20 protein-coding genes and 1 riboswitch are annotated in these 22,663 nt (G+C 75.5%); of the genes, 12 read left to right on the top strand and 8 right to left on the bottom strand.

Features of this window, described 5'->3' with window-relative positions; translation table 11 throughout:
- Positions 1-198: 198 nt before the first annotated feature.
- On the bottom strand, positions 199-1,473 hold the full coding sequence (locus ACFRMQ_RS17875) for a hypothetical protein (RefSeq protein ID WP_380731415.1): 1,275 nt from the start codon (positions 1,471-1,473) through the stop codon (positions 199-201).
- Positions 1,474-2,242: 769 nt separating this feature from the next.
- A complete protein-coding gene (locus ACFRMQ_RS17870) occupies positions 2,243-3,349 on the bottom strand; it encodes an alpha/beta hydrolase family protein (RefSeq protein WP_380731414.1) in 1,107 nt (368 codons plus the stop codon).
- Between the two features lie 329 nt (positions 3,350-3,678).
- A riboswitch (cobalamin riboswitch) is annotated at positions 3,679-3,812 on the top strand.
- Between the two features lie 107 nt (positions 3,813-3,919).
- On the opposite strand from ACFRMQ_RS17870, the gene ACFRMQ_RS17865 reads away from it, so the two are divergent.
- The 6 genes from ACFRMQ_RS17865 to cpt all read left to right on the top strand — a co-directional run bounded on the left by ACFRMQ_RS17865 (position 3,920) and on the right by cpt (position 11,260).
- On the top strand, positions 3,920-4,915 hold the full coding sequence (locus ACFRMQ_RS17865) for a cobalamin biosynthesis protein (protein ID WP_380731413.1): 996 nt from the start codon (positions 3,920-3,922) through the stop codon (positions 4,913-4,915).
- Complete coding sequence (locus ACFRMQ_RS17860; protein WP_380731412.1) at positions 4,912-6,450, top strand: cobyric acid synthase; 1,539 nt, start codon at positions 4,912-4,914, stop codon at positions 6,448-6,450. Before ACFRMQ_RS17865 ends, ACFRMQ_RS17860 begins: the two co-directional genes overlap by 4 nt.
- Before the next feature lie 64 nt (positions 6,451-6,514).
- Entirely contained in the window at positions 6,515-8,689 is a 2,175-nt protein-coding gene (locus ACFRMQ_RS17855; protein WP_380731411.1) for a putative cobaltochelatase, read from the top strand.
- A gap of 5 nt (positions 8,690-8,694) precedes the next feature.
- Positions 8,695-9,300 carry a cob(I)yrinic acid a,c-diamide adenosyltransferase gene (gene cobO, locus ACFRMQ_RS17850; protein WP_049655361.1) on the top strand — a complete coding sequence of 202 codons (606 nt, stop codon included), beginning with the start codon at positions 8,695-8,697 and terminating at the stop codon, positions 9,298-9,300.
- A 4-nt stretch (positions 9,301-9,304) separates the two neighbouring features.
- Complete coding sequence (locus ACFRMQ_RS17845) at positions 9,305-10,711, top strand: cobyrinate a,c-diamide synthase (RefSeq protein ID WP_380731410.1); 1,407 nt, start codon at positions 9,305-9,307, stop codon at positions 10,709-10,711.
- Positions 10,712-10,720: 9 nt separating this feature from the next.
- The gene (gene cpt / locus ACFRMQ_RS17840; RefSeq protein ID WP_380731409.1) at positions 10,721-11,260 is read left to right on the top strand and encodes a chloramphenicol phosphotransferase CPT; all 540 of its coding nucleotides are present in this window, start codon (positions 10,721-10,723) and stop codon (positions 11,258-11,260) included.
- Positions 11,261-11,360: 100 nt separating this feature from the next.
- Here cpt and ACFRMQ_RS17835 read toward each other — a convergent pair whose 3' ends face one another.
- The gene (locus tag ACFRMQ_RS17835; RefSeq protein ID WP_380731408.1) at positions 11,361-12,071 is read right to left on the bottom strand and encodes a TetR/AcrR family transcriptional regulator; all 711 of its coding nucleotides are present in this window, start codon (positions 12,069-12,071) and stop codon (positions 11,361-11,363) included.
- Between the two features lie 118 nt (positions 12,072-12,189).
- On the opposite strand from ACFRMQ_RS17835, the gene ACFRMQ_RS17830 reads away from it, so the two are divergent.
- Together ACFRMQ_RS17830 and ACFRMQ_RS17825 are read left to right on the top strand one after the other, a co-directional pair.
- Positions 12,190-13,467: an FAD-dependent monooxygenase gene (locus ACFRMQ_RS17830; RefSeq protein WP_380731407.1), complete on the top strand. Its 1,278-nt coding sequence runs from the start codon at positions 12,190-12,192 to the stop codon at positions 13,465-13,467.
- A gap of 517 nt (positions 13,468-13,984) precedes the next feature.
- Positions 13,985-14,647 (top strand): class I SAM-dependent methyltransferase, encoded by a 663-nt coding sequence (locus ACFRMQ_RS17825; protein ID WP_380731406.1) that lies wholly within the window; start codon positions 13,985-13,987, stop codon positions 14,645-14,647.
- Positions 14,648-14,732: 85 nt separating this feature from the next.
- On the opposite strand, the gene ACFRMQ_RS17820 is transcribed toward ACFRMQ_RS17825, so the two are convergent.
- On the bottom strand, positions 14,733-15,185 hold the full coding sequence (locus ACFRMQ_RS17820; protein ID WP_380731405.1) for a hypothetical protein: 453 nt from the start codon (positions 15,183-15,185) through the stop codon (positions 14,733-14,735).
- A gap of 421 nt (positions 15,186-15,606) precedes the next feature.
- Here ACFRMQ_RS17820 and ACFRMQ_RS17815 point away from each other — a divergent pair, with 421 nt between their 5' ends.
- Both ACFRMQ_RS17815 and ACFRMQ_RS17810 read left to right on the top strand, forming a co-directional pair.
- Positions 15,607-16,410, top strand: a complete 804-nt coding sequence (locus ACFRMQ_RS17815) for a serine hydrolase (RefSeq protein WP_380731404.1) — start codon at positions 15,607-15,609, stop codon at positions 16,408-16,410.
- Between the two features lie 21 nt (positions 16,411-16,431).
- The gene (locus ACFRMQ_RS17810) at positions 16,432-17,391 is read left to right on the top strand and encodes a hypothetical protein (RefSeq protein ID WP_380731403.1); all 960 of its coding nucleotides are present in this window, start codon (positions 16,432-16,434) and stop codon (positions 17,389-17,391) included.
- Positions 17,392-17,408: 17 nt separating this feature from the next.
- On the opposite strand, the gene ACFRMQ_RS17805 is transcribed toward ACFRMQ_RS17810, so the two are convergent.
- The 4 genes from ACFRMQ_RS17805 to ACFRMQ_RS17790 all read right to left on the bottom strand — a co-directional run bounded on the left by ACFRMQ_RS17805 (position 17,409) and on the right by ACFRMQ_RS17790 (position 20,949).
- A complete protein-coding gene (locus tag ACFRMQ_RS17805; protein WP_380731402.1) occupies positions 17,409-18,227 on the bottom strand; it encodes a hypothetical protein in 819 nt (272 codons plus the stop codon).
- 120 nt (positions 18,228-18,347) lie between these two features.
- Positions 18,348-19,379 carry a TolB family protein gene (locus tag ACFRMQ_RS17800; protein WP_380731401.1) on the bottom strand — a complete coding sequence of 344 codons (1,032 nt, stop codon included), beginning with the start codon at positions 19,377-19,379 and terminating at the stop codon, positions 18,348-18,350.
- Positions 19,376-20,800, bottom strand: coding sequence for an MFS transporter (locus ACFRMQ_RS17795; RefSeq protein WP_380731400.1), 1,425 nt, complete (start codon positions 20,798-20,800; stop codon positions 19,376-19,378). Before ACFRMQ_RS17795 ends, ACFRMQ_RS17800 begins: the two co-directional genes overlap by 4 nt.
- 5 nt (positions 20,801-20,805) lie before the next feature.
- Positions 20,806-20,949, bottom strand: a complete 144-nt coding sequence (locus ACFRMQ_RS17790) for a hypothetical protein (protein ID WP_380731399.1) — start codon at positions 20,947-20,949, stop codon at positions 20,806-20,808.
- 221 nt (positions 20,950-21,170) lie between these two features.
- On the opposite strand from ACFRMQ_RS17790, the gene ACFRMQ_RS17785 reads away from it, so the two are divergent.
- Both ACFRMQ_RS17785 and cobC read left to right on the top strand, forming a co-directional pair.
- Positions 21,171-21,614, top strand: a complete 444-nt coding sequence (locus tag ACFRMQ_RS17785; protein WP_380731398.1) for a cobalamin biosynthesis protein — start codon at positions 21,171-21,173, stop codon at positions 21,612-21,614.
- Between the two features lie 119 nt (positions 21,615-21,733).
- On the top strand, positions 21,734-22,663 hold a 930-nt coding region (cobC, locus tag ACFRMQ_RS17780), incomplete at its 3' end, for an Rv2231c family pyridoxal phosphate-dependent protein CobC (RefSeq protein ID WP_380731416.1).

Below are 22,663 nucleotides of genomic sequence, written 5' to 3'. Positions count from 1 at the left end.
CCTCTTGGTTCCGGGCCCTGACTCATCTGTCATAACAGTCGAGCGCCACGGACGAGGACTCGGTCGTCCAGCGCAGGGGCACTGCCGCTCCGGGCGGGGGCTCAGGCGCCGCGGCTGCGGGCGATCGGGCGACGCCGGTGCGGGCGCCGGAGCCGACGCCTCCGCGGACTCCGAACTCCCCCCCAATTGTCATAGAACTCAGGCGCCACCCGTGTGCACGCTGAACGCCGAACGGCGGGCCGCCCGGGCCACGCCCGCGTCCGGGTGCACGCCCGAGACCGCCGTCAGCACCGAGGCCGCCCGCGGGTGCCCGGACTGCCGGGCCCGGGCGAACAGCCGGACCGGATCGCCCGCCGAGGCACCCTCGACATGGCCCACCAGGAGCTCGGTCTCACCGTGGTCGAGCACCGCGGCCGCGGTGTCCACCCAGAGCCAGGCCGCGTCCACCGCGCCCAGCACGTCCGCCGGGGCGACGCCCTCGTCGGCGCGCTCCGCCAGCCACAGCAGCGCGTAGGGGCGCAGCACGGGCTCGTCCACCGCCGCCCGCACCGCCTGCTCGGCCGGGCCGCCGGCCACCCGCAGCGCCTCGAACGCCAGTCCGCGGACCAGCGCGTCGTCGCCCTGGGCGGCCTCCAGCAGTTCGCCCACCGCCCGGTCCGCCGGCCGGGCCGCGACCCAGGCGCGGAACTCGGCGCGGGCCGGGCCCGGCGAGTAGTCCGCACAGGCGTTCAGCAGCTCGAAGGCGCTCTGCTCGATGTGCCCGGCCGCGGTCTGGGCGACCGTGCAGATCTCCTCCAGCTTCGCCCGCACCGCCCAGTGGCCGAGCGATGACAGCTCGGCGGCATCGTTCCTGCGTGTCAGGGCGCCGACGGCCGCCAGGCCGTCCAGCATCCAGTCCAGGACGGCGGCCACGTCCGAGGGCGCGGCCGGGGTGTCGATCTGCGGCTCGCGGCAGGTGCCGCGGACGGCGGAGACGGCCGAGGCGGCGTGCGGCACCGGCGACAGTCCCGGCCCTCCGAGGCCGGTGCCGACCCGGCGCTCGTCCAGTCCTCGGCGCAGCAGTTCCAGCAGTTCGCTCTCGGCGACCGGCCCGTCGACCAGGTGGAGGAAGGAGAGCAGCTGCGGAGCCTGGTCCACGGCCTGCCCGGCCAGCACGGCGAACACGCCGCGCAGGGCGGCGGGCGGCACCGGGGCGAGCAGGGTCCAGGCGTCGAACAGCGCCGACCAGCCGCGGATCACGGCCTCGTCGTCGTGTTCCCAGGCGTGCAGGCGCCAGCCGGGGCCGGCCCCGCCGTCCCGGGGCTCCACCAGGCCCACCAGCAGCGCCTGTCCCCACGCCTTGGCGGCGGCGCCGACGGTCATGGCCAGTGCCCGGCCCGCCGCGCGGGCGTCCTCCGGGAGCAGTTCGCCGCGCTTGTCGACCTCGGCCAGCTCGCCGGCCCAGCGGGCGATCCGGACGGCGTCCACCAGCATCCGGCGGGCCAGCGGCGCCAGCTCGGCGGGTGCCGGGAAGCCCTCCGGCAGGGGAACCCGGCCTCGCCCGGGGGCCGGAGCGGGTCCTCGTCGCCGGGGTACTCCGTTACGGGGGACACCCGCCCCGCCCGGCCTGCCACCGGCGGGCCGTTGGGCCGTTCCGGGGAGACGGGTCACCGTCGCACCGGTACCGATCGTCGGCGGGAGCGGGGCATCACGGTCGCGCGGGTTCCGAGACGTCACGTCGAGCAGTCTTCCCCTTGTACCGGCCTTCTGTCACATCCGGTTGTCCGTACGACCGGGCGACCGGCGGCGGCACCTCCGCAAGATCGGGCAACAACGGCAAACCGCCTGGCCGGAAACATGTGACCTGAGCATGCCACTTCGAATACTCCGGTTGCCGGGAATGCTCGATCGGTCACGTTGCGTAGGGGTGGGGGCGTCGTCGCAGGGCACATTTTTGCCCCTGGTGGCCGGGTGGTTGGCCTCCGGGAAATCCGCTCCGCTGACTCCCGGCGGGGCTGTCCAGCCCGAATCCGGACGGATGCCGGGTGGACCAGGGAGGTCTTTCCACGCGAAAAGTCGGCGGGTCCGACTTCTCGCGTCCGCCGGACGAAATGGGGAAACGTTCACGCACGGACGGGGGAAGTCCGCCGGAATGACCGGCGGGGCCCGGTCGAAAGCGCTCTCACCGCAGGGGGGCCGGACACGTCCCCAAGGACACGCCTCGAAGAACACCCCTCGAAGGACGGGTCCCGAAGGACATGCCTCAAAGCAGCGGCGTGAGCCAACGGCGGAGGAGTTCGGTGTAGTGGTCGGGGGCGGTATTCCAGAGGGTGGCGTGGTCGGCGCCGGGAAAGGGCCGGAGGCTGACCACGTCGTGGCGGACGGCCGCCAGCTTCTCGGCGGTGCGGAAGGGCGCGATCCGGTCCTCGGGGCTGTGCAGCAGCAGCGTGGGGACGCGCAGGTCGGTGCCGTCGGCGAGGCGTCCGAAGTCGGCGAGGTCGACGCCGGTGCGTCCCTCGGCCGCGAGGGCGCCGAGTTCGGCGGCGACGCCCCCGAAGCCGGCCCGGGCGGCGTCCCGGCGGGCCGAGGCCGGGAGGTCGAGCACCGGGGAGTCGAGGACCAGGCCGCGGATGGCGTGCGACCAGGCCGAGCGGGCCGCCGTCTGGAGGACCGTGGTGGCCCCCAGGGACCAGCCGTAGAGGATCACCTTGCCCGCACCGCTGTCCAGCGCCAGCCGCACGGCCGACTCGATGTCGCGCCACTCGGTCTCGCCGAAGTGGCTCAGCCCGTCCGGGGAGGCGGGGGCACCGCGGTCGCCGCGGTAGGTGACGGACAGGACGGGCAGACCGAGCCGGTGGAGGACGGGCAGCACCGGGAGGGTCTGTCCGCGGTCGGCCTCGGGACCGTGCACCAGGATCACCCAGGTGCCGCGCTTGCCGTCGAGCCGCCAGGCGGGCAGGGCGCCGAGCTCGCCGTCGGCGGCGGTGTCGGTGAAGGCGAGGCCGAGTGCCTCGGTCGGGTCGCCGAGCAGGACCCGGGGCGTGAAGCGGACCTCCGTGCCGGGGGTGAGGGTGCCGCGGTCGGCGCGGACCAGCCGACGGGTGACGCCCTGTTCGTCGCTGTGCAGGATCTCCTCGACGACCGCGTGTCCGCCGTCCCCCCACTCGATCGCCCAGCGGCCGCGGCGCAGGCTCTCCGGGCCGCGGGTGAAGGTGATCCGGCCGGGGGCCAGGTTCCGGACCAGGACCGGGCCGGACTCCCGGAGGGCGGTCACCGGACGGACCATTCGCTCGGAGGCCCGACGACCGACCACCAGCACGGCTGCCCCGACCGCGGCGGCCGCCACGACGGCGGCGGTTCCCCAACGCATCTCGCTCCCCTGTTCTTCCGCTCTGCTCCGTCGCTCACGGATCTGTCGCTCGCGTGCCCACGGATCTGTCGCTCACGCACCGGACGGTGTTCGTGCCCCAGTTCACCGGCACACCGCCCACCCGGCCACCGGACTGAGCCGTTCGGGTCACGCGGGCGCGGCGACCGCACGGCCGACGGGTGCCGGGAGGAGGCCACCGGGACGACGGGTGCGGTGGCGGCGATCCCACAGGTCGTCAGCCGGGCCCGCGTGTGACCAACCCCTCTGTGACCTCGGTTGACTCCCGGTTCGGCCCCGTGATGGGATCCTGAGGCCAAACGGAGGCATGGAGAGGAAGCCGGTGGAAGTCCGGCGCGGTCCCGCCACTGTCACCGGGGAGCACGCTCGGAACATCGCCACGGCGGGCCGTCGAAGGCCGCTGGAAGGCTCCGGGGGTGCGTCCGACCCGGAAGCCAGGAGACTCTCGCCCCCGTCACGTCGATCCAGGGCGCGGACCCTGAGTGAGGACACGCACGCGATGCAGGCTGCCCCGCCCTGCCGGACCCCGAGCCGCCTTCCGCCGTGCGGCCGATGACCCCCGCGACGCCGCGGGCGTCCACCACGCGTCCGCTGACCCGCGCCGCCGCCTTCGCGCTCGGCGCCGCCGCGGGCTACGCCGCCGACGCCCGCTTCGGCGACCCGCGCCGGGGCCACCCGGTGGCCGCCTTCGGCACCGCCGCGACCCGGCTGGAGCGGCGGCTGTGGCGTGACGACCGGACCGCCGGAGCCGGGTACACGGCGCTGTGCGTGGGAGCCGTCGCGGCTGGCGCACTCGCCCTTGACCGCACGGTGGGCCGGCGCCCGCTGGGCCGGGCGGCGCTGGCGGCGGCCGCGACCTGGACGGTGCTCGGCGGCACCTCGCTGACCCGGGAGGCTCGCGCCATCGGCCGCTCGCTGGCCGCGGGCGACCTCACGGCCGCCCGGGAGCGGCTGCCCCACCTGTGCGGACGGGACCCGAGCGCGCTGGACGGACAGCAGATCGCGAGGGCCGTGGTCGAGTCGGTGGCCGAGAACACCGCCGACGCCGTGGTGAACGCGCTGACCTGGGGCGCCCTGGCCGGCACGCCCGGGCTGCTGGCCTTCCGCGCCGTGAACACCCTGGACGCCATGGTCGGCCACCGCTCGCCGCGCTACGCCCGCTTCGGCTGGGCCTCGGCCCGGCTGGACGACCTGGCGGGCTGGCCGGGCGCCCGGCTGACGGCACTGCTGACGGTGGCCGCCGCGCCCGAGCCCCGGACGGCCTGGCGGGTCTGGCGGCGGGACGGCTCGGCGCACCCCAGCCCGAACGCGGGCCAGGCGGAGGCGGCGTTCGCCGGCGCGGTGGGCGTCCGGCTGGGCGGGACCCTCCGGTACGGCGAGAGGGTGGAGCACCGGCCGGTCCTGGGCGAGGAGTTGCGGCCGGTGACGGTGGACGACATCGAGCGCGCCTGCGCGCTCTCCCGGCGGGTGGGCTCGCTGGCGCTGGGTACCACGGTCGCGGGGCACGTGCTGCTGCGCGCGCTCCTGGGGAAGAGGGGAAGGGCATGACGAACGCGCTGCTGGTCGCGGGGACGACCTCGGACGCGGGCAAGAGCGTGGTGACGGCCGGGATCTGCCGTTGGCTCGCCCGCCAGGGCGTGCGGGTCGCGCCGTTCAAGGCGCAGAACATGTCGCTCAACTCCTTCGTCACCGCCGACGGCGCGGAGATCGGCCGCGCCCAGGCGATGCAGGCGCAGGCCGCCCGGGTGGAACCGGAGGCGGCGATGAACCCGGTGCTGCTCAAGCCGGGCGCGGACGGCCGCAGCCAGGTCGTGCTGCTGGGCAGGCCGGTCGCCGAGGTGGGCGCGCTGGACTACCGCGAACGCAAGCCCGTCCTGCTGGAGCGCGCCCTGGAGTGCCTGGCCGACCTGCGCCGCCGCTTCGACGTGGTGGTCTGCGAGGGCGCGGGCTCGCCGGCCGAGATCAACCTGCGCGACCACGACATCGCCAACATGGGTCTGGCCACCGCCGCCGCCCTGCCGGTGGTGGTGGTCGGGGACATCGACCGCGGCGGGGTCTTCGCGGCGATGTACGGGACGCTGGCGCTGCTGTCCGCCGAGGACCAGCGGCACGTGGCGGGCTGGTTCGTCAACAAGTTCCGCGGCGACGCGCGGCTGCTCGCGCCCGGACTGGAGATGCTGCGCGAGCTGACCGGCCGTCCGGTGCTGGGCACGCTGCCGATGCTGCCCGGGCTCTGGCTGGACGCCGAGGACTCGCTGGACCTGTCCACCGTGGTCGACCGGACGGACGGTCGCGGACCGCTCGGCGCGGACGTGCTGCGGGTGACGGTGGTGCGCTTCCCGCGGCTGTCCAACTTCACCGACCTGGACGCGCTCGCCCAGGAGCCCGGCGTGCTGGTGCGCTGGGCGACCAGGCCGGAGGAGCTGGCCGACGCCGACCTGGTGGTGCTGCCCGGCACCCGGGCCACCGTCGCGGACCTCGCGTGGCTGCGCGAGCGCGGCCTGGAGCCGGCCCTGCGGGCGCGGGCGGCGGCCGGGCTGCCGGTCCTCGGCGTCTGCGGCGGCTACCAGATGCTGGCGCACTCGATCGTGGACGAGGTCGAGTCGAAGGCGGGCGCGGTCGAGGGGCTCGCGCTGCTGCCGACCCGGGTCCGGTTCGGCGTGGAGAAGGTGCTGGCCCGGCCGGTCGGCGAGGCGTTCGGACAGCGCGTCGAGGGCTACGAGATCCACCACGGGGTGGTGGCGGTCGACGGCGGCGAGGGGTTCTTCTCCGATGGCGCGGGGCGGAACCTGGACGGCTGCCGGCTGGGCGCGGTGTGGGGCACCACCTGGCACGGCGCGCTGGAGAACGACGGGTTCCGGCGCGAACTCCTGCGCGAGGTGGCCGAGGCCGCCGGTCGGGCGTTCGTGCCCGCACCGGACACCTCCTTCGCCGCCGCGCGCGAGGCCCGGCTGGACCGGCTGGGCGACCTGATCGAGGAGCACGCCGACACGGACGCGCTGTGGAAGCTGATCGAGGGCGGGGTGCCGGCGGCCGGATCGCTGCCGTTCGTCCCGCCCGGGACCGCCGGGAGTGACGCATGAACCGGGTTGGGCCGCGGGAGCGGGTACGACCGCAGGACCGGACACGACAGGAGTGGGGTACGGCATGAGTGACGTCCGCTATCCGTTCACCGCGGTCGTCGGCATGGCCGACCTGCGGCTCGGACTGCTGCTGAACGCGGTCTCCCCGGCCGTGGGCGGCGTGCTGGTGCGCGGCGAGAAGGGCACCGCGAAGTCGACCATGGTGCGCGCGCTGGCCGGGCTGCTGCCGGACATCGCCGCGGTCGACGGCTGCCGCTTCGCCTGCGACCCGGCCGCGCCGGACCCGCAGTGCCCGGACGGGCCGCACGACGCCCCCGCGAGCCACGAACGGCCGTCCCAGCTGGTCGAGTTGCCGGTCGGCGTGGCCGAGGACCGGATCGTCGGCTCGCTCGACCTGGAGCGGGCGCTGGCCGAGGGCGTCAAGGCGTACGAGCCCGGACTGCTCGCCAAGGCGCACCGCGGCGTGCTCTACATCGACGAGGTGAACCTGCTCCAGGACCATGTGGTGGACCTGCTGCTGGACGCCGCCGCGATGGGCCGCTCCTACGTCGAGCGCGAGGGCGTGTCGGTGCGGCACGCGGCCCGGTTCCTGCTGGTCGGCACGATGAACCCGGAGGAGGGCGAGCTGCGGCCGCAGCTGCTCGACCGGTTCGGCCTGACCGTCGAGATCGCCGCCACCCGGGACCCGGCCGAGCGCGCCGAGGTGGTCCGGCGCCGGCTCGCGTACGACGCGGACCCGGCCTCGTTCGCCGCCCGGTTCGCGCAGGACGAGCGAGCTCTCGCCGAACGCATCACCGCCGCACGCGAGTTGCTGCCCAAGGTCGAGCTGACCGAAGTGGCACTGCGTCAGATCACGGCCGTGTGCGCCGCGTTCGAGGTGGACGGGCTGCGCGCGGACATCGTGATGGCCCGCACGGCCGTCGCGCTGGCCGCCTGGGACGGGCGTGCCGAGGTGCTGGAGGAGGACGTCCGCAAGGCCGCCCAGCTGGCGCTGCCGCACCGCCGCCGCCGCAACCCCTTCGACGCGCCGGGGCTGGACGAGGAGCAGCTGGACCGGACGCTGGAGGAGCACGCGCGGCAGGACGACCCCGAGCCCGAGGGGGACGGTCCCGGCCCGGACGGCGACGGCGACGGCGGCCCGGAGGGCGACGGGCCTGACGGCGGCCCCGACGGCGGCGGCCCCGACGGCGGCGGCGCGCCCGAGCCCTCCGACGGCCCGCGCACGGAGACCACCCCGGAGGCCCCGGACGTCTCGGACACCCCGGACGCCTCCGATTCCGGGGAGCCCGCACAGCAGCCCGTACCGGCCCGACGCCCTGCCCCCGCGAAGGAGTCGGCGCCGGTCGCGGCCACGGACCCGTACCGGACCCGGCTGTTCACCGTGCGGGGCACCGGCCACGGCGCCCAGGGCCGCCGCTCCCCCGCCGAGACCACCGGCGGGCACACCATCCGCGCCCGCCGCCCGCGGGGCGCGCTCGGCCGGCTGCACCTGACCGCGACCCTCCAGGCCGCCGCGCCGCACCAGGTGGCGCGCGGGCGCGGCGGGCGGGCGCTGGTGCTGCACAAGGACGACTTCCGCGAACAGGTACGCCAGGGCCGGGAGTCCAACCTGGTGCTGTTCGTCGTGGACGCCTCCGGTTCGATGGCCGCCCGGCAGCGGATGACCGCCGTCAAGGGCGCGGTGCTCTCGCTGCTGATGGATGCCTACCAGCGCCGCGACAAGATCGGCATGATCACCTTCCGGGGTGCGGGCGCCGAGCTGGCGCTGCCGCCCACCTCCTCGGTGGAGGTCGGCGCGGCCCGGCTGGAGTCGCTTCCCACCGGTGGGCGGACCCCACTGGCCGAGGGGCTGCTGCGGGCGCACGAGGTGCTGCGGGTCGAGCGGCTGCGCGACCCGAACCGGCGCCCGCTGCTGGTGGTGGTGACCGACGGCCGGGCCACCGGCGGCCGGGACGCGCTCGCCCGGTCGCAGCGCGCGGCCGCGCTGTTCGCGGCGCAGGGCACGGCGAGCGTGGTGCTGGACTGCGAGTCCGGACCGGTCCGGCTGGGCCTGGCCCGTACGCTGGCCGGGCTGCTCGGCGGCACCGCCGTCAGCCTGGACGAGCTGCGCGCCGAGGGCGTCGCCTCGCTCGTCCGCGAGAGCCGCCCCGCGAGCGGCGCCGCGAGTCGCTCCGCGAACCGCCCCGAGAGCCGCTCCGCGAACCGTGCGACCACCACTTCGATGCGAAAGGCGGCCTGACCGACATGCCCAAGGGAGTCCCCGAGAGCGTTCCCGACGACGGCCTGACGACCCGCCAGCGTCGCACGCTGCCGATCACCGCCGTGCACACCGGCCCGGGCAAGGGCAAGTCCACCGCCGCGTTCGGCATGGCGCTGCGGGCCTGGAACCAGGGCTGGCCGGTCGGGGTGTTCCAGTTCGTGAAGTCCGCCAAGTGGAAGGTGGGCGAGGAGAACGCGCTGCGCGTGCTCGGCGCCTCCGGCGAGGGCGGCACCGTCGACTGGCACAAGATGGGCTCCGGCTGGTCCTGGATCCAGCGCTCCGCCGAGCAGGAGATGTCCAGCGAGGAGGCGGCCAAGGAAGGTTGGGAGCAGGTCAAGCGGGACCTCGCGGCCGAGACCTACCGCTTCTACGTGCTCGACGAGTTCACCTACCCGATGCACTGGGGATGGGTCGACCCGGACGAGGTGGTGGCCGTGCTCAAGGACCGCCCGGGCAGCCAGCACGTGGTCATCACCGGACGGTACGCTCCCGAGGCGCTGACCGGATTCGCCGACCTGGTCACCGAGATGACCAAGGTCAAGCACCCCATGGACGCCGGCCGCAAGGGCCAGCGCGGTATCGAGTGGTAGACCGTTGACCGACATCCCCCGCCTCGTCGTCGCCGCGCCCTCCTCGGGCGCCGGCAAGACCACCGTCGCCACCGGCCTGATCGCGGCGCTCGCCGCGCGCGGGCTGGCGGTGTCGCCGCACAAGGTCGGCCCCGACTACATCGACCCGGGCTACCACGCGCTCGCCGCCGGCCGCCCGGGCCGCAACCTGGACGCCTTCCTGTGCGGGCCGGAACGGGTCGCGCCACTGTTCCTGCACGGCGCGGCGGGGGCGGACGTCGCGGTGGTCGAGGGGGTCATGGGCCTGTTCGACGGGGCTTCGGGGCGCGGCGAGCTGGCCTCCACGGCGCACGTCGCCAAGCTGCTGCGGGCACCGGTGGTGCTGGTGGTGGACGGCTCCTCGCAGTCGCGCTCGGTGGCCGCGCTGGTGCACGGCTTCGCCTCCTGGGACCCGCAGGTGCGCCTCGCCGGGGTGATCCTCAACCGGGTCGCCTCCGACCGGCACGAGCAACTCCTGCGCGAGGCCCTGGAGGAGGGCTCCGGCGTACCGGTGCTGGGCGCGCTGCGCCGCTCCGCGGCGGTCGCCACCCCGTCCCGCCACCTCGGGCTGATCCCGGCGGTGGAGCGCTCGGCGGAGGCCCTCAAGGCGGTCGCCGACATGGGCGAACTGGTGGCCTCCTCGGTCGACTTGGACGCCCTGCTCGAACTGGCCAGGACGGCACCGGAGTTGGACGCCGAACCGTGGGACCCGTCGGCCGAGGTCACCCCGGTGGCCGGGCGGCCTCGGATCGCGCTGGCGGGCGGCGCCGCGTTCTCCTTCTCCTACGCCGAGAACGCCGAACTGCTCGACGCGGCGGGCGCCGAGGTGGTCCCGTTCGACCCGCTGCACGCCTCGGCGTTGCCCGAGGGGACGGCGGGCCTGGTGATCGGCGGCGGCTTCCCGGAGCTGTACGTGCGGGAGCTGAGCGGCAACGCCCCGCTGCGCGCGGCCGTCGCCTCGTTCGCGGCCGCGGGCGGGCCGATCGCCGCCGAGTGTGCCGGACTGCTCTACCTGGGGCGGGAGTTGGACGGGCTGCAGATGTGCGGCGTGCTGCCCGTCGACGCCCGGATGACCGAACGGCTCACCCTCGGCTACCGGGAGGCCGTGGCCCTGCACGACTCGCCGCTGGCCCGGACCGGGACGAGGCTGCGCGGCCACGAGTTCCACCGCACGGTCTGCGAGCCCGGCGCGGGCGAACTGCCCGCCTGGGGCTGGCGCCTGCCGACCGGCCCGCGCACGGAGGGCTTCGCGGGCGGCCAGGTGCACGCCTCCTACCTGCATCTGCACTGGGCGGGCGAGCCGACGCTGGCGTCCTCCTTCGCGGCCGCCGCCGCGGCGTTCGCGGCAGGGTCGGCGGGGGCGGGGGCGACGCCGGGGGCTCCGCGGCCCTAGGCTGCCCGCATGCACGTGATCGTTCTCAACGGCGGGTCCAGCTCCGGCAAGTCGAGCATCGCCCGGCACCTCCAGGAGCTGCTGCCGCAGCCGTGGCTGCACCTCGGTGCGGACACCATGGTCGACGCGCTGCCGCCCGCGCTGCGCGAAGGCGGCGAGGGCATCGGCGGCGTGACGGACGGGGACGGCACGGTCGAGGTCGGTCCGGTGTTCGCCGCGCTCGACGCCGCCTGGACGGTCGGCGTGGCGGCGATGGCCCGGGCCGGGGCCCGGATCGTGGTGGACGAGGTGTTCCTCGGCACCGCGGCCTCCCAGGCCCGGTGGCGGGCGGCGCTGGAGGGCCTGGACGTGCTCTGGGTCGGCGTGCGCTGCGATCCGGCGGTCGCGGCGGCCAGGGAGGCCGCGCGCGGCGACCGGGTGTCGGGGATGGCCGCCGCGCAGGCGGAGGCAGTACACCAGGGGGTCGTCTACGACCTGGTGGTGGACACCTCGCGAACCTCCGCGACGGACTGCGCCCGCGCGGTGGCCGCACGGGTGACGGCCGTGTAGGTGACGGCCGTGTAGGTGACGGCCCGGGTGGCGGAGGCGGTTCAGGTGACGGCCCGGGTGGCGGCCGCGTAGGCGGCGGCCCGGGTGACGGTCACGCCGGCTACACCCGCCCGCGCCCGGCCGCTTCCGAGCACTCCCGGTCGAGCAGCGCGGCGAGGTAGCGGGCCACCTCGCCGCACAGTTCCTCCGGCGACGGGACGTGCCAGTGCCCGCTGCCCGCCGTCGCGTTGAACAGCACCCCGTCGCACCAGCGGATCAGGCGGCGGGCGTCCGCCGTCGGGTCGGCCGATCCGCACTGGGCGAGCAGCGCGGCCCCGATGCCGGCGAAGCGCGCGCCCAACCGGTCGTAGACGGCACGCAGTTCGGGCCGCCGGGTGGCCTCCAGAGCGAGCTCCATCCGAGCCAGGGTGAGCCGCCGCCCGCTGGTGAGCGCCCGGTACAGCAGGTCGGCGCCGACCTCGACGAGCAGGTCCCGCGCGGCGGTGGGAGTGGGCGCCATCACGGCGGGGATGGACGCCGCCGCGCCGACGGGGGGCGTACCGACGGGGGGCGCGCCGGCGGGGGAATCCTCCGTGAGGACCGGGTAGTCCTCGGTCTCCCGCTCGACGATCCGGGTGAGCGCGAGTTCGAGCAGCGCGGCCCTGGTGCGGGCGAGGTTCGAGGTCGAGCCGGCGGGCAGGCCGGCCTCCTCGTCCACGGCGCGGTGGGTGAGCCCGCGCAGGCCGCGCTCGGCGATCAGGACGATGGCGGCGTCGGCGACCAGGGTCGGGCGCGGGGGCGTCAGGCGCGGGGGCGTCATGGGTCCGATCATGGCCTTTCTCCTCGGGCGATCCCAATTCACTACAGCGGTAGTTTTGCGCAGACTACATCCGTAGTACGGTGCTGGCAGATGCTCACTACAGATGTAGTCAGAGGAGAGGAGCCCTCCCATGGGCCGACAGCACGGCACCGGACAGGACAGGGGACAGGACGGGGAAGGGCCCGGGGAACGGCCCGGGGAACGGAGCGGGAAGCGGGACGGGAACCCGGACCGGCCGCGGGCCATCGTCATCGGCGGCGGGATCGGCGGGCTCACCGCCGCCCTCGCGCTCCACCGCCAGGGCGTCCCGGTACGCGTCCACGAGCGCGCCGACTCCCTCGAACCCGTCGGCGCCGGGCTCGCCCTCGCCCCCAACGCGCTGCGCTCACTCGACCGGCTCGGCGTCGGCGGCCGACTGCGCGCCCTGGCCACCCCGCACCCCGCCGTCGGCCTGCGCCACCCCTCCGGCCGCTGGCTGGCCCGCACCAGCACCCCGGTGTTCGAGGCCTACTTCGGCGACACGATCGCCGCCGTCGCCCGCGCCGACGTCATCGACACCCTGCTGGACGCCCTCCCCGAGGACACCGTCCGCACCGGCTCGCCCGCCGCCCTGGTCACCCCCGGCAGCGCCGCCGAGCCCGCCGTCGTACGCACCGCCGACGGGGAGGAGGAGGCCGGCCTGGTCGTCGCCGCCGACGGCATCCGCTCCGCGACCCGCACCGCGCTCTTCCCCCGGCACCCAGGCCCCCGGTACAGCGGCTTCACCACCTGGCGCACCATCGTCGCCCCCGGCCGCCTCCCGGCCGCCGCCGGCGAGGTGTGGGGTCGCGGCCGGCTCGCCGGGATCGTCCCGCTCGCCGACGGCCGGGTCTACGTCTACGGCGCCGCCCTCGCCCCGGCCGGCGAACGCGCCGCCGACGGGGACGAACGCGCCGAACTCCTGCGCCGGTACGGCGACTGGTGCGCCCCCGTACCGCAGCTGTTCGCCCTGGCCGAGCCCGACCGCGTGCTGCGCCACGACGTCTGGGACCTCGCCGAACCGCTGCCCGCCCACCACCTCGGCCGGGTCGCCCTCCTCGGCGACGCCGCCCACGCGATGTGCCCCTTCCAGGGCCAGGGCGCCTGCCAGGCCATCGAGGACGCCGTCGTCCTCGCCTCCCTGCTCGGCCCCGGCACCGACCCGGTCACCGCCCTGCCCGGCTACACGGCGGCCCGCCTCCCCCGCACCACCGCCGTCGTCGCCGGCTCCCGCCGCATCGGCGACCTCGTCGCCCTCCGTTCCCCCGCCGCCGCCCTGCTCCGCGACACCGCCCTCACCCTGGCCGGCCTCCTCCCCGCCCGCGCCCTGCTGAGCCGCTCGGCCCCGACGTACAACTGGCAGCCCCCGACGCTGGGCGGGGCAGGGTGAAGCCGCGCCGGCGAGGTGGCGAGGTGGCGAGGTGGATCACACGTCGGTGTCCTTCGGATGCCGGGGCGAGGCGTGGACGAAGTGAACGGTTCGGGCCGCCTCGTCCACCACGTACCACACCCGACCACCGGCGGTCACCTCGTACTCCCACTGCGGCGGCTCGACACCCCCCGATGACCCTGACGGCCGAGCGCCCCCGGAACCGGTGCCGCCGGTCAGGGTGCCGCGTCGGGAGCGGATCCGCCCGTGGTGGCTCGAAGCAGCGGCCGGCGTTCCCGGGCGTTTCCGCACACAGTTCGCTCCAGCCCTTGACTGCCTCGCCGGTGCCGAACCGAAGCCGCCGTTCGCCGCCTACGGGCGGCGGCGGGACATCGTCGCCACGCTCGGGGCTCACGGCTCGACCACCTCACCGTGGTCGTCGCCGGGGAGGGTTCAGGTGGGCTCGCGGCCGGCTCTCGATCGGCGAGGACTCCGGCCGCGCGGGCCCGTGTCAGTGGGGCCTGCGACCATGCGCACCATGAGTGACGCCGGCCGCCGGGCCATCGCCGAGTACTGGGACGCGGCCGCGCCGGCCTTCGACGAGGAGCCCGACCACGGGTTGCGGGAGGAGTCGGTACGGGCCGCGTGGGCCCGGCGGGTGCGGGGGTGGGTGCCGGACTGCGCCTCCGACGTGCTGGACGTCGGGTGCGGCACCGGATCGCTGTCGCTGCTGCTCGCGGCGGGCGGGCACCGGGTGACGGGGGTGGACCTGGCACCGCGGATGGTCGGACGGGCTCGGGCGAAGCTGGTGGCGGCGGGGCTGACGGCGCGGTTCCTGGTGGCCGACGCGGCGGCGCCGCCGGTCGGGGACGAGACCTTCGACGTGCTGCTGTCGCGCCACCTGCTCTGGACGCTCCCCGAGCCCGAGCGGGCGCTGCGCAACTGGGTGCGGCTGCTACGGCCCGGCGGCCGGCTCGTCCTGGTCGAGGGCCGCTGGCGCACGGCCGGGCAGGGCGACGCCTCTCCGTACCCGGGCGCGGCGGGGCGGCTGCCGTGGGGTGACGGGGTCGGGGCCGGGGAACTCGCGGCGGCGGTCCGGCCGCTGGTGTCCGAGCTGCGGGTCGAGCCGCTCAGCGGGGAGGCCGAACTGTGGGGCGGCCCGGTGGACGACGAACGGTACGCGCTGGTCGCGCGCCGCTGAACGCCCCCCGAGGTGAGCACCCGCGCCAGGGGCACCCATGTCAGGAGCGCCGGGGCCAGGAGCGCCGGGGTCAGGAGCGCCGGGGTCAGGAGCGCCCGCCGAAGGCTCCGTTGAACGGATCCGCCCGGTAACAGGAGACGCAGCGCAGCCGGGTGTAGATCGCCACCGCGCCCATGAATACGTCCTCGCGCCCGTCCGCCGGGGACGCGGAGGCGGCCGGCTCCCCGCAGTCCAGACAGGGGCGGCCGGGGCGGGCGGCGACGGAGCAGTCGCGGCAGATCAGGTGGGTCGGGTCCTCCGCGTGGACGACGACGGGCTGCGGCCCGCCGTACAACAGGTGGTCGCACCACGTGCAGGACTCGTCCGCCTGCGACGCCAGCATCCGCTCGCGCGTCTCCCGCTGCCACTTGGCGGCCTTCTGCACCGGCACCTTCACCGGCGGCCCCCAGCCGGCGGCGGCCAGCCACTGGGCGCCTTCCACTCCGGCGGCCCGCAGCTGGTCGTCGACGGCGATGTCCCTGGGGGTCTTCTCTTTCATCGCGGGCTTCTCCTCCTGCTGGGCGTCCGGGGCTTCCAGGGCTTTCACAGGAGACAACGCGGCCGGTGCGCCGCTGGACACGCGGCTCAGAGAAGCGGCTCGGTGTCCCCGGCCGGCCCCTCACCGCCTGGCGGGTCCTCGGTCTCCTCCCCGCCCTCGCCCCCATGCTCGCCGGCCGAGCCCCCACCCGCCGACCCCCTGCCCCGGCCCCGGCCCTCCCACCACCCCGGTCCCTCAGCCCGAACCATCCCCGGCCCGCTGCCGGGCCGCGCTCGAACTCCTGTGGGTACCCGCCCATGGGCGTTCGGCCGTACCCGGCAGCTCCACCCCTCGGCCTCCCGTCTTGGCGTACGACGGTCCCACCCGGGTAGGGAGCCGTTGGCACGACTCAACGGGTGAGGAAGGGAAGGGGATTGCACCGATGGCCGATTCCGACGGACTTCGCTCCGCGATCGCCGCACAGATCGAGGGGTTCGCGACAGCCGACGGCGCGGGTGTGCGCAGTGTCCTGGTCAGGACGCTGGACGGCCCCCGGCTCACCGTCGCCCACGGGGCCGATCTCGTGCTGCCCGCGGCGAGCCTCGCCAAGATGATCCTCGGGGTCGCCCTCTTCGAATCGGCCGAGCGCGGCGGACTCGACCTCGACGAGCGCGTCCGGATCGGGTCCCTTCCGGGCACCATGTACCCGAGCGTGCTCCAGGCACTCGATCCCGATTCGACCGTCACTGTGCGGGAGTTGTGCGGATTCGCGCTGGTGACCAGCGACAATCCCGCAGCCGAACACGTGCGCGCCGTCCTTGGCCAGGAACGGATCGACGCCACGATCAAGGCCGTGGGGCTGCACAGAACGGCCTTCCCGGCCGGGTTCTCCGAACGGGAGCTCGGTCCGCTCGGCCGCGCCAACACCACCACCGCCGAGGACATGCTGCGACTTGTCGAGCACATCGACCGCACACCGCACCTGAAGCCGCTCCGCCACTACCTGGTCAACTACCTGCGCAACGACAGGATTCCGTCACGGCTGGACGACGACGTTCCGGTCTGGCACAAGACCGGAAGCCTGCGTGGCATCGTGAACGACGCGGGCGTGGTCCTGCATCCCGCCCGACGCATCGCGATGGTCTTCCTGACCGAGGGGCAGACGGACAACGTTCGTACGGCGCAGGAGATCGGGGAGGTCTCCGAACGGATCGTCCGGATCATCACAGAGGGGGCGGCACACTGAGGCGGCCCACGGGGGTGGCGCGTGACCGTGTCTCGTGAACGACAGCTGCGCAAGATCCTCGCCCTGGTCAACACCCTCGCGCTGACCGTGGGGCTGGTGTGCGTCGTCACCGCAGCACTGCTGACCCACCAACAGGTCCTCGCCACCGTCCTCAGCCTCATCGGCGGCGCGTTCGTGTCGGCGGCAGCCGTCACCCTCGCGATCGGATCCCTCACCGTGCGGGAGACCACGGAGCAGGTGGACAGCGCTGTGCTCCGCGGCATGCAGGACGTCCTCGGCCCGGTACGCGACCCGCTGTTCGCCGGAGCGCTGTCCGCCTACCGGTACGACTGCCTGCTGTCCCCCGCGCCGGGCGGCGACGCCCACCCCGACTACCTCTACCAGAGCTTCCGGATCTCCTACCGGATCGAAGCCCTGCCCGAAACGGTGACGATCGCCTGCCTCGCCTCCAACGACGATGCCGGCCTGGACGGGTTCACCGGGCCCGAGTGCCTGCTGCGATGGATGATCGACGACAACCTGGACCCGGACGACCCGAAGATCTTCACCGTCGGTGCGGTCCGGGTGGACAACCGGGAACTGGAACGCGCGCCCGCGACGCACGAGACCATCGCCGGCGGGCGCGCCAGGATCGAACACTTCTCGGTCCCGCGTGACGTCCAGGCCACCGCGGGCCACCTGGTGGAGCTGAGCGTCACGGCACGCAAGTTCGCGGGCAACGACCGGCGGATCCGGGTCCAGGCCCAGGTCTTCCGCCACGTCACGGACGCCGAGTACCGGCTCACCGTCGATCCGGCGCTCCGGCCGACCCGTCTGAGTGTGAACGCCTCGGAGATCAGCGCGCTCGGGGCCGCCCACGGCGCCAGCGTCCGGGCCACCTTCCCCGAGCCGTTCAACAACACGGCCGGGCTGATCCAGCTCCCGTTCCCCCTCCAGCCCGGCAGCGTGATGGCCTTCACCATCGACCGGGATGTGGCCTGACGCGGCCGGCCCGTGGTTCAGCCGGTGGCGCGGATGTAGATGTCGGCGGCGCCGGCGAGGCCGCCGGGGATGGCGGCGACGTAGATGCGGCGGGCGGTGGGGGCGTGGGTGGTGGGGGTCGGGGTGGGGGTCCAGGTCGGGGTGGGGGCGGGGTCGTCGGGGGTGGGGGTGTCCGGGGTCGGGGGCGGGGCGGCGGGGTCCGAGGGGGCCGGGACGTCCGCGGTGTCGGAGGTCTCGGAGGTCTCGGAGGGGTCGGAGTCGTCGGAGGGGTCGGCGGCCGCGAGTCCGCCGGCGGCCGGGGCTGGGCTGGTGGGGTCGGGCTCCGGGGCGGGGTCGGCGGGCGGGGTCGCGGTGGCGGAGGGGGTGGGCTCGGGTGGCGTCGGGGATTCGGGGAGCTCCGGGGCCTCGGCCGGCTCGTCGCCGCCGAGGGCGGCCAGCAGGTCGGCCGGGAGGGGGGCGACGGGGCCGGGCGCGGGGAGGTCGTAGGCGCTGAGGAAGTCGCCGAGGCCCGGGGCCCTGCCGCCGCCGAGGCGGTAGTGGAGGTAGGCGACCGGGGCGCCGTCGGAGGTGTGGGTGTAGACGGCGCCGACCGGGTAGAAGCGGCCCGCGCCGGGGTGCTGGGAGGGGTGGAGTCCGGCCAGGCGTTCGGCGCGGTCGCGGTCGGTCTCACGGCTGGCTCGGCCGACGGTGAGCGCGTTGACGCCGCGCACCACGAGGGCGGCGCCGACGGACACGCAGAGCACCAGCCCGACGGCGACGGTGCGCCGCAGGACCGGGCGGCCGTGCAGGGCGGGCCAGGAGTCGGTCACCATGCGCTCGGGTGGGATGCCGTCCACGGTTGTCTGTTCCCCGTTCGATCAGAACGCTCGATCAGGACGTCTGATCAGGGCATTCGTTCACGGCGCCTGATCGCGACGCCGTACTCTGCTCGACGTGGGACCGTAGCCGAGAGTTCCTCAGCCGAGGTAGGCGGGGGCCACCGCGGCCTTGGTGACGGACCGCGCGCTGCCCGAACCGTCCGCCGGGACGGTCCACAGATCAGCACCGTAGTCGCCTGGCAGGGCGTAGACCAGGGTGCCGTCGCCGGACCACAGCGCCTGGTCGTCGATGTTGCGCTGCTCGGCGGTGGCGGTCTCGGCCATGGTGTCGAGGTCGAGCACGTACAGCCGCCACGGGGCGTCGGCGGGCAGGCCGGGGACCCGCTTCTTGTACGCGACGCGGGTGCCGTCCGGGGAGAGCGAGGGGCACTCGACGTTGTCGTGCAGGGTGGTGAGGGTGCGGGCGGCGAGGTCGCCGCGGACCAGGTGGGTCCGCCCGGCACTGGCGAGGGTGGCGTAGAAGGTGGTGTCGTCGGCGAAGGTGACGCCCCAGATGTTGATGTCGTGCGCCTGGTACGGGCGGCCGTCCAGGACGACCGCGAAGTCCTCCAGGTTCTCCCGCAGGTTCCAGTCCCGGACGTCCACGATCGAGGTGCGGGTGGAGAAGTCGCTGCCCGCGTACGAGTCGCCGCTGACGAAGACCGTCCAGGCGGCGAGGTGCCCGGACGGCGAGACCCGGGAGCGGGTGGGGATGCCGGCGGCCGGGAAGGAGCGCAGTTCGCGCAGGTGGTCGTCCAGCACCACGGCGCGGTAGGTGTCCTCCAGCGCGCCGTGCTGGGCCTGGAGGCAGATCCCGGTGCCGGCGGCGGCGTGGAAGCGCAGGCACTGGACGCCGGAGGCGGTGCGCGGGCCGTCGGGGTGGTCGGCGGGGACGGTGGTGATCTCGTCCCGGTGCGGGCCCCAGGCCATGTTGCGGAACAACAGCTGTCGTGCGCCGCTCCGCACCTGTAGTGACACCGGGCCGGACGCGACGGACGGCCCGCCGGGCTGGACCTGGTCCCGGCGGGCGGTGCGGTCGGCGGCGTGCAGGACGGCTCCGGTGCCGACCGCGCCCAGCAGCACGACGGCGGCCAGCAGGATGATCACCCTGGTCCGGCTCCGCAGGTTCATCGGGTCTCCTCCGGGGTCTTCTCGACAGGGGCGGCCGGGGCGGCGGGGACGGCCTGGCCGGCGGGGACGGCAGTGGCCGGGGACGGGCGCAGCACGGCCGCCGCGCCGAGCACGCACAGCGCCAGCGCAGCCGCCGACCAGCCCAGCGCCGCCGGGCCGCCGACCGCGCTCCACAGCGCGCCGAACAGCAGCGAGCAGGCGAACCGGGCGAGCGCCTGCCCGGTGCCCACCAGGGCGAGCCCGGCGCCGCGCTGCTCGGCGGGTACGGCGTCGGCGGCCGCCGCGGCGAGCACCCCGTCGGTGGCCGCGTAGAAGGTGCCGTGCAGCACCAGCACGCAGAGCACCGCCGGCACCCCGCGCAGCGGCGAGAGCAGCAGCCCGTACGCGAGCAGCAGCACCCCGTGCCCGGCGAGGAAGAGGCGGTGGCGGCCGATCCGGTCGGCGAGCGCGCCGAGCGGTACGGCGAGCAGCAGGAAGGCGGCGGCGGTGCCCAGCGGCAGCAGCGGGAACAGGCTGACGGGCAGGTCCAGTCGGCGCTGGACGAGGAGGTAGAGGAAGGAGTCGCTGACGGTGGTGAGGCCGAGCAGGACGGCGCAGAGCGTCAGCCGGCGCAGTCCCGGCAGCCTCAGCAGGGTGAGGCTGTGGCGCAGCGAGGGCTGCTCGGTCGACGGGTCGTCGCCCTGCTGCCGGTTCGGCACGAACAGCAGCAGGATCAGCACGCCGAGCGCGGCGACGCACGAGCTGACCGTGAAGACCGCGTCGTAGCCGTGCCGCTCGCCGCCGTCGGCGAGCAGCGGGCCGCCGGCCAGGCGCAGTACCAGGAACGCGGTGAGCGGGCCGAGCAGGGCGCCGGCCGTGTCCATCGCCCGGTGCACGCCGAACGCCCGGCCGCGGTGGGCGGGTTCGGTGGCGAGCGAGATCATCGCGTCCCGGGGTGCGGTGCGCAGGCCTTTGCCGGTGCGGTCGACGGCGATCACGGCGCCGATCAGCGGCACGGTGTGGACGAGCAGCAGCAGTGGCCGGCAGAGCGCCGACAGTCCGTATCCGACGGCCGCGACGGCCTTGTGGCGGGCGGCGCCGTCGCGGCCGCGGCGGTCGGAGAGGTGGCCGCCGACCAGCCGGACCAGGGCGCTGAAGCCGTTCTGGATGCCGTCGAGCAGGCCGAAGCCGAGCGGGGAGAGGCCGAGCCCGGTGAGCAGGTAGAGGGGCAGGACGGCGGTGACCATCTCGGAGGAGATGTCGGTGACCAGGCTGACGGCGCCGAGGGCGATGACCGCTCCGGGCACGGCGCCGCGCCGTGCCGCGCCGGCCGTCGGCGCGGCGGAGGCCGACAAACCAGCGGGAGCGGGGTCGGCGGGGGCGGCGGGGGCGGGGGCGGGGCCGCCCGGGGCCTTCGAGCTGCGGGAGTCCGCGACGTACACGGCCGTCAGTTCCCCGCGCCGAGGACGCCGGGAGCGGGGGCACCGGGAGCGGGGGCACCGGGAGCGGGGACGGCGAGGGAGGCGGCCGGAGCGGCGGGAGCGAGGGCCGCGGCGTCGCTGCCGGGGGTGCGCGGTCGTACGAAGGCCATGGGGTCCTCCGGATGTCGGGGCTTCCGGGCGGGAGCGCCGAGAACAGTAGGAGCCTCGCGGTGTCGTGTACCGCACAACACAGGTGAAGAACAGGCGAACAGCTGCCGCGCGACCGGGGCCGACGGCGCCGGGGCCGCGCCTGCCGTCACACCTTCCGCGATTGACCCGTCCCGCCCGGGCGTGGTGGGATCGCCGGGGCTCGGGACGAAAGGGTGCGTACGTGAGCGGATTGGCCGCCGCCGTCCCGCGCGACCTGGTGGTCGGGGTCGGTGCGAGCAGCCGCGCCGAACGGACCGAGGTGCTGCGGCTGCTGACCGACACCCTCCGGGAGGCCGGCCTGGACCGCTGCGCGGTGGCCCGGCTGGCCACCGTGGCGGGCAAGGCGGACCACCCGGCGGTGCGCTGGGCGGCCGGACACCTCCCCGGGGTGCCGGTGGACGAGCACCCGGCCGAGGCCCTGGCGGGCGTACCGGTGCCGAACCCCTCCGCCCTGGCCGGCGCGGCCGTCGGCACCGCGAGCGTGGCCGAGGCGGCGGCGCTGGCGAGCGCGCCGGGCGGCCGGCTCGTGGTCACCAAGCGGAGGTCGGCGGCGGCGACGGTCGCGATCGCCCGGGTGGCGGCGCCCGGACCGGACCGGCCGCACCGCGCGCACCTCCGGCCCTGACCCACCCGACCAGGCCCGACCCGACCAGGCCCGGCCGCACCCGCCCCGGCCGAACCCCCGCAAGGAGATCCCACGTGACCGCCCCCGAACCCGACCTGCGCCACCACGGCGACGCCGAGATGCGCGCCGACGGGCTCGGCCTGGTCGACCTCGCCGTCAACGTCCGCACCGGCACGCCCCCGGCCTGGCTGCGCGAACGCCTCGCGGCCACCCTCGGCGAACTCGCCGCCTACCCCGACCAGAGCGCCGCACGCGCCGCGGTGGCCGCCCGGCACGCCCGCCCGATCGGGGAGGTGCTGCTCACCTCGGGCGCCGCGGAGGCCTTCGTCCTGTTGGCGCGCGTTCTGATGCCTCGTCACATCGTCGTCGTGCACCCTCAGTTCACCGAACCGGAGGCGGCACTGCGGGACGCCGGGCACCGGGTGCACCGGGTACTGCTCTCCCCCGAGGACGGCTTCCGGCTGGGCGCCGTCCCCGAGGAGGCGGACCTGGTCGTCCTCGGCAATCCGACCAACCCGACCTCCGTCCTCCACCCGGCCGAGGCCGTCGCCGCGCTGGCCCGGCCGGGGCGCACCCTGGTGGTGGACGAGGCGTTCATGGACACCGTGCCGGGCGAGCGGGAGTCCCTGGCCTCCACCCGGGACCTGCCCGGCCGGGTCGTGGTGCTGCGCAGCCTCACCAAGACCTGGGGCCTGGCCGGGCTGCGGATCGGCTATGTGCTCGGGCCCGCGCCGCTGATCGCCGAACTCGGCGCCGCCCAGCCGCTCTGGCCGGTCTCCACTCCGGCGCTGGCCGCCGCCGAGGCGTGCAGCGGCCCGGCGGCGCTCGCCGAGGCGGACCGGGCGGCCGCCGAACTCACCCTCTGGCGCGAGCACTTGGTGAAGGGGCTGGCCGCCTTCCGGTCGGTGCGGCTGTACGGCGAACCGGCGGCCTCCTTCGTGCTGGTGCGGCTGCCGGACGCGGCCGCCGTCCGGCAGCGACTGCGCGCGCACGGCTTCGCCGTCCGGCGCGGGGACACCTTCCCGGGGCTGGGCGAGGAGTGGCTGCGG

This window comes from Kitasatospora sp. NPDC056783, assembly GCF_042789895.1.
Classification (GTDB): domain Bacteria; phylum Actinomycetota; class Actinomycetes; order Streptomycetales; family Streptomycetaceae; genus Kitasatospora.
This window is presented reverse-complemented; position numbering and strand designations above follow the sequence as displayed.

Bases quoted from the DNA above. Each gene is read 5' to 3' on its own strand.
- ACFRMQ_RS17820 (WP_380731405.1), bottom strand. From the start codon at position 15,185: ATGAAAGAGAAGACCCCCAGGGACATCGCCGTCGACGACCAGCTGCGG.
- ACFRMQ_RS17815 (WP_380731404.1), top strand. From the start codon at position 15,607: ATGGCCGATTCCGACGGACTTCGCTCCGCGATCGCCGCACAGATCGAG.
- cpt (WP_380731409.1), top strand. From the start codon at position 10,721: ATGCACGTGATCGTTCTCAACGGCGGGTCCAGCTCCGGCAAGTCGAGC.
- ACFRMQ_RS17835 (WP_380731408.1), bottom strand. From the start codon at position 12,071: ATGATCGGACCCATGACGCCCCCGCGCCTGACGCCCCCGCGCCCGACC.
- ACFRMQ_RS17855 (WP_380731411.1), top strand. From the start codon at position 6,515: ATGAGTGACGTCCGCTATCCGTTCACCGCGGTCGTCGGCATGGCCGAC.
- ACFRMQ_RS17800 (WP_380731401.1), bottom strand. From the start codon at position 19,379: ATGAACCTGCGGAGCCGGACCAGGGTGATCATCCTGCTGGCCGCCGTC.
- ACFRMQ_RS17860 (WP_380731412.1), top strand. From the start codon at position 4,912: ATGACGAACGCGCTGCTGGTCGCGGGGACGACCTCGGACGCGGGCAAG.
- ACFRMQ_RS17825 (WP_380731406.1), top strand. From the start codon at position 13,985: ATGAGTGACGCCGGCCGCCGGGCCATCGCCGAGTACTGGGACGCGGCC.
- ACFRMQ_RS17865 (WP_380731413.1), top strand. From the start codon at position 3,920: ATGACCCCCGCGACGCCGCGGGCGTCCACCACGCGTCCGCTGACCCGC.
- ACFRMQ_RS17875 (WP_380731415.1), bottom strand. From the start codon at position 1,473: ATGCTGGTGGACGCCGTCCGGATCGCCCGCTGGGCCGGCGAGCTGGCC.
- ACFRMQ_RS17790 (WP_380731399.1), bottom strand. From the start codon at position 20,949: ATGGCCTTCGTACGACCGCGCACCCCCGGCAGCGACGCCGCGGCCCTC.
- ACFRMQ_RS17870 (WP_380731414.1), bottom strand. From the start codon at position 3,349: ATGCGTTGGGGAACCGCCGCCGTCGTGGCGGCCGCCGCGGTCGGGGCA.
- cobO (WP_049655361.1), top strand. From the start codon at position 8,695: ATGCCCAAGGGAGTCCCCGAGAGCGTTCCCGACGACGGCCTGACGACC.
- ACFRMQ_RS17830 (WP_380731407.1), top strand. From the start codon at position 12,190: ATGGGCCGACAGCACGGCACCGGACAGGACAGGGGACAGGACGGGGAA.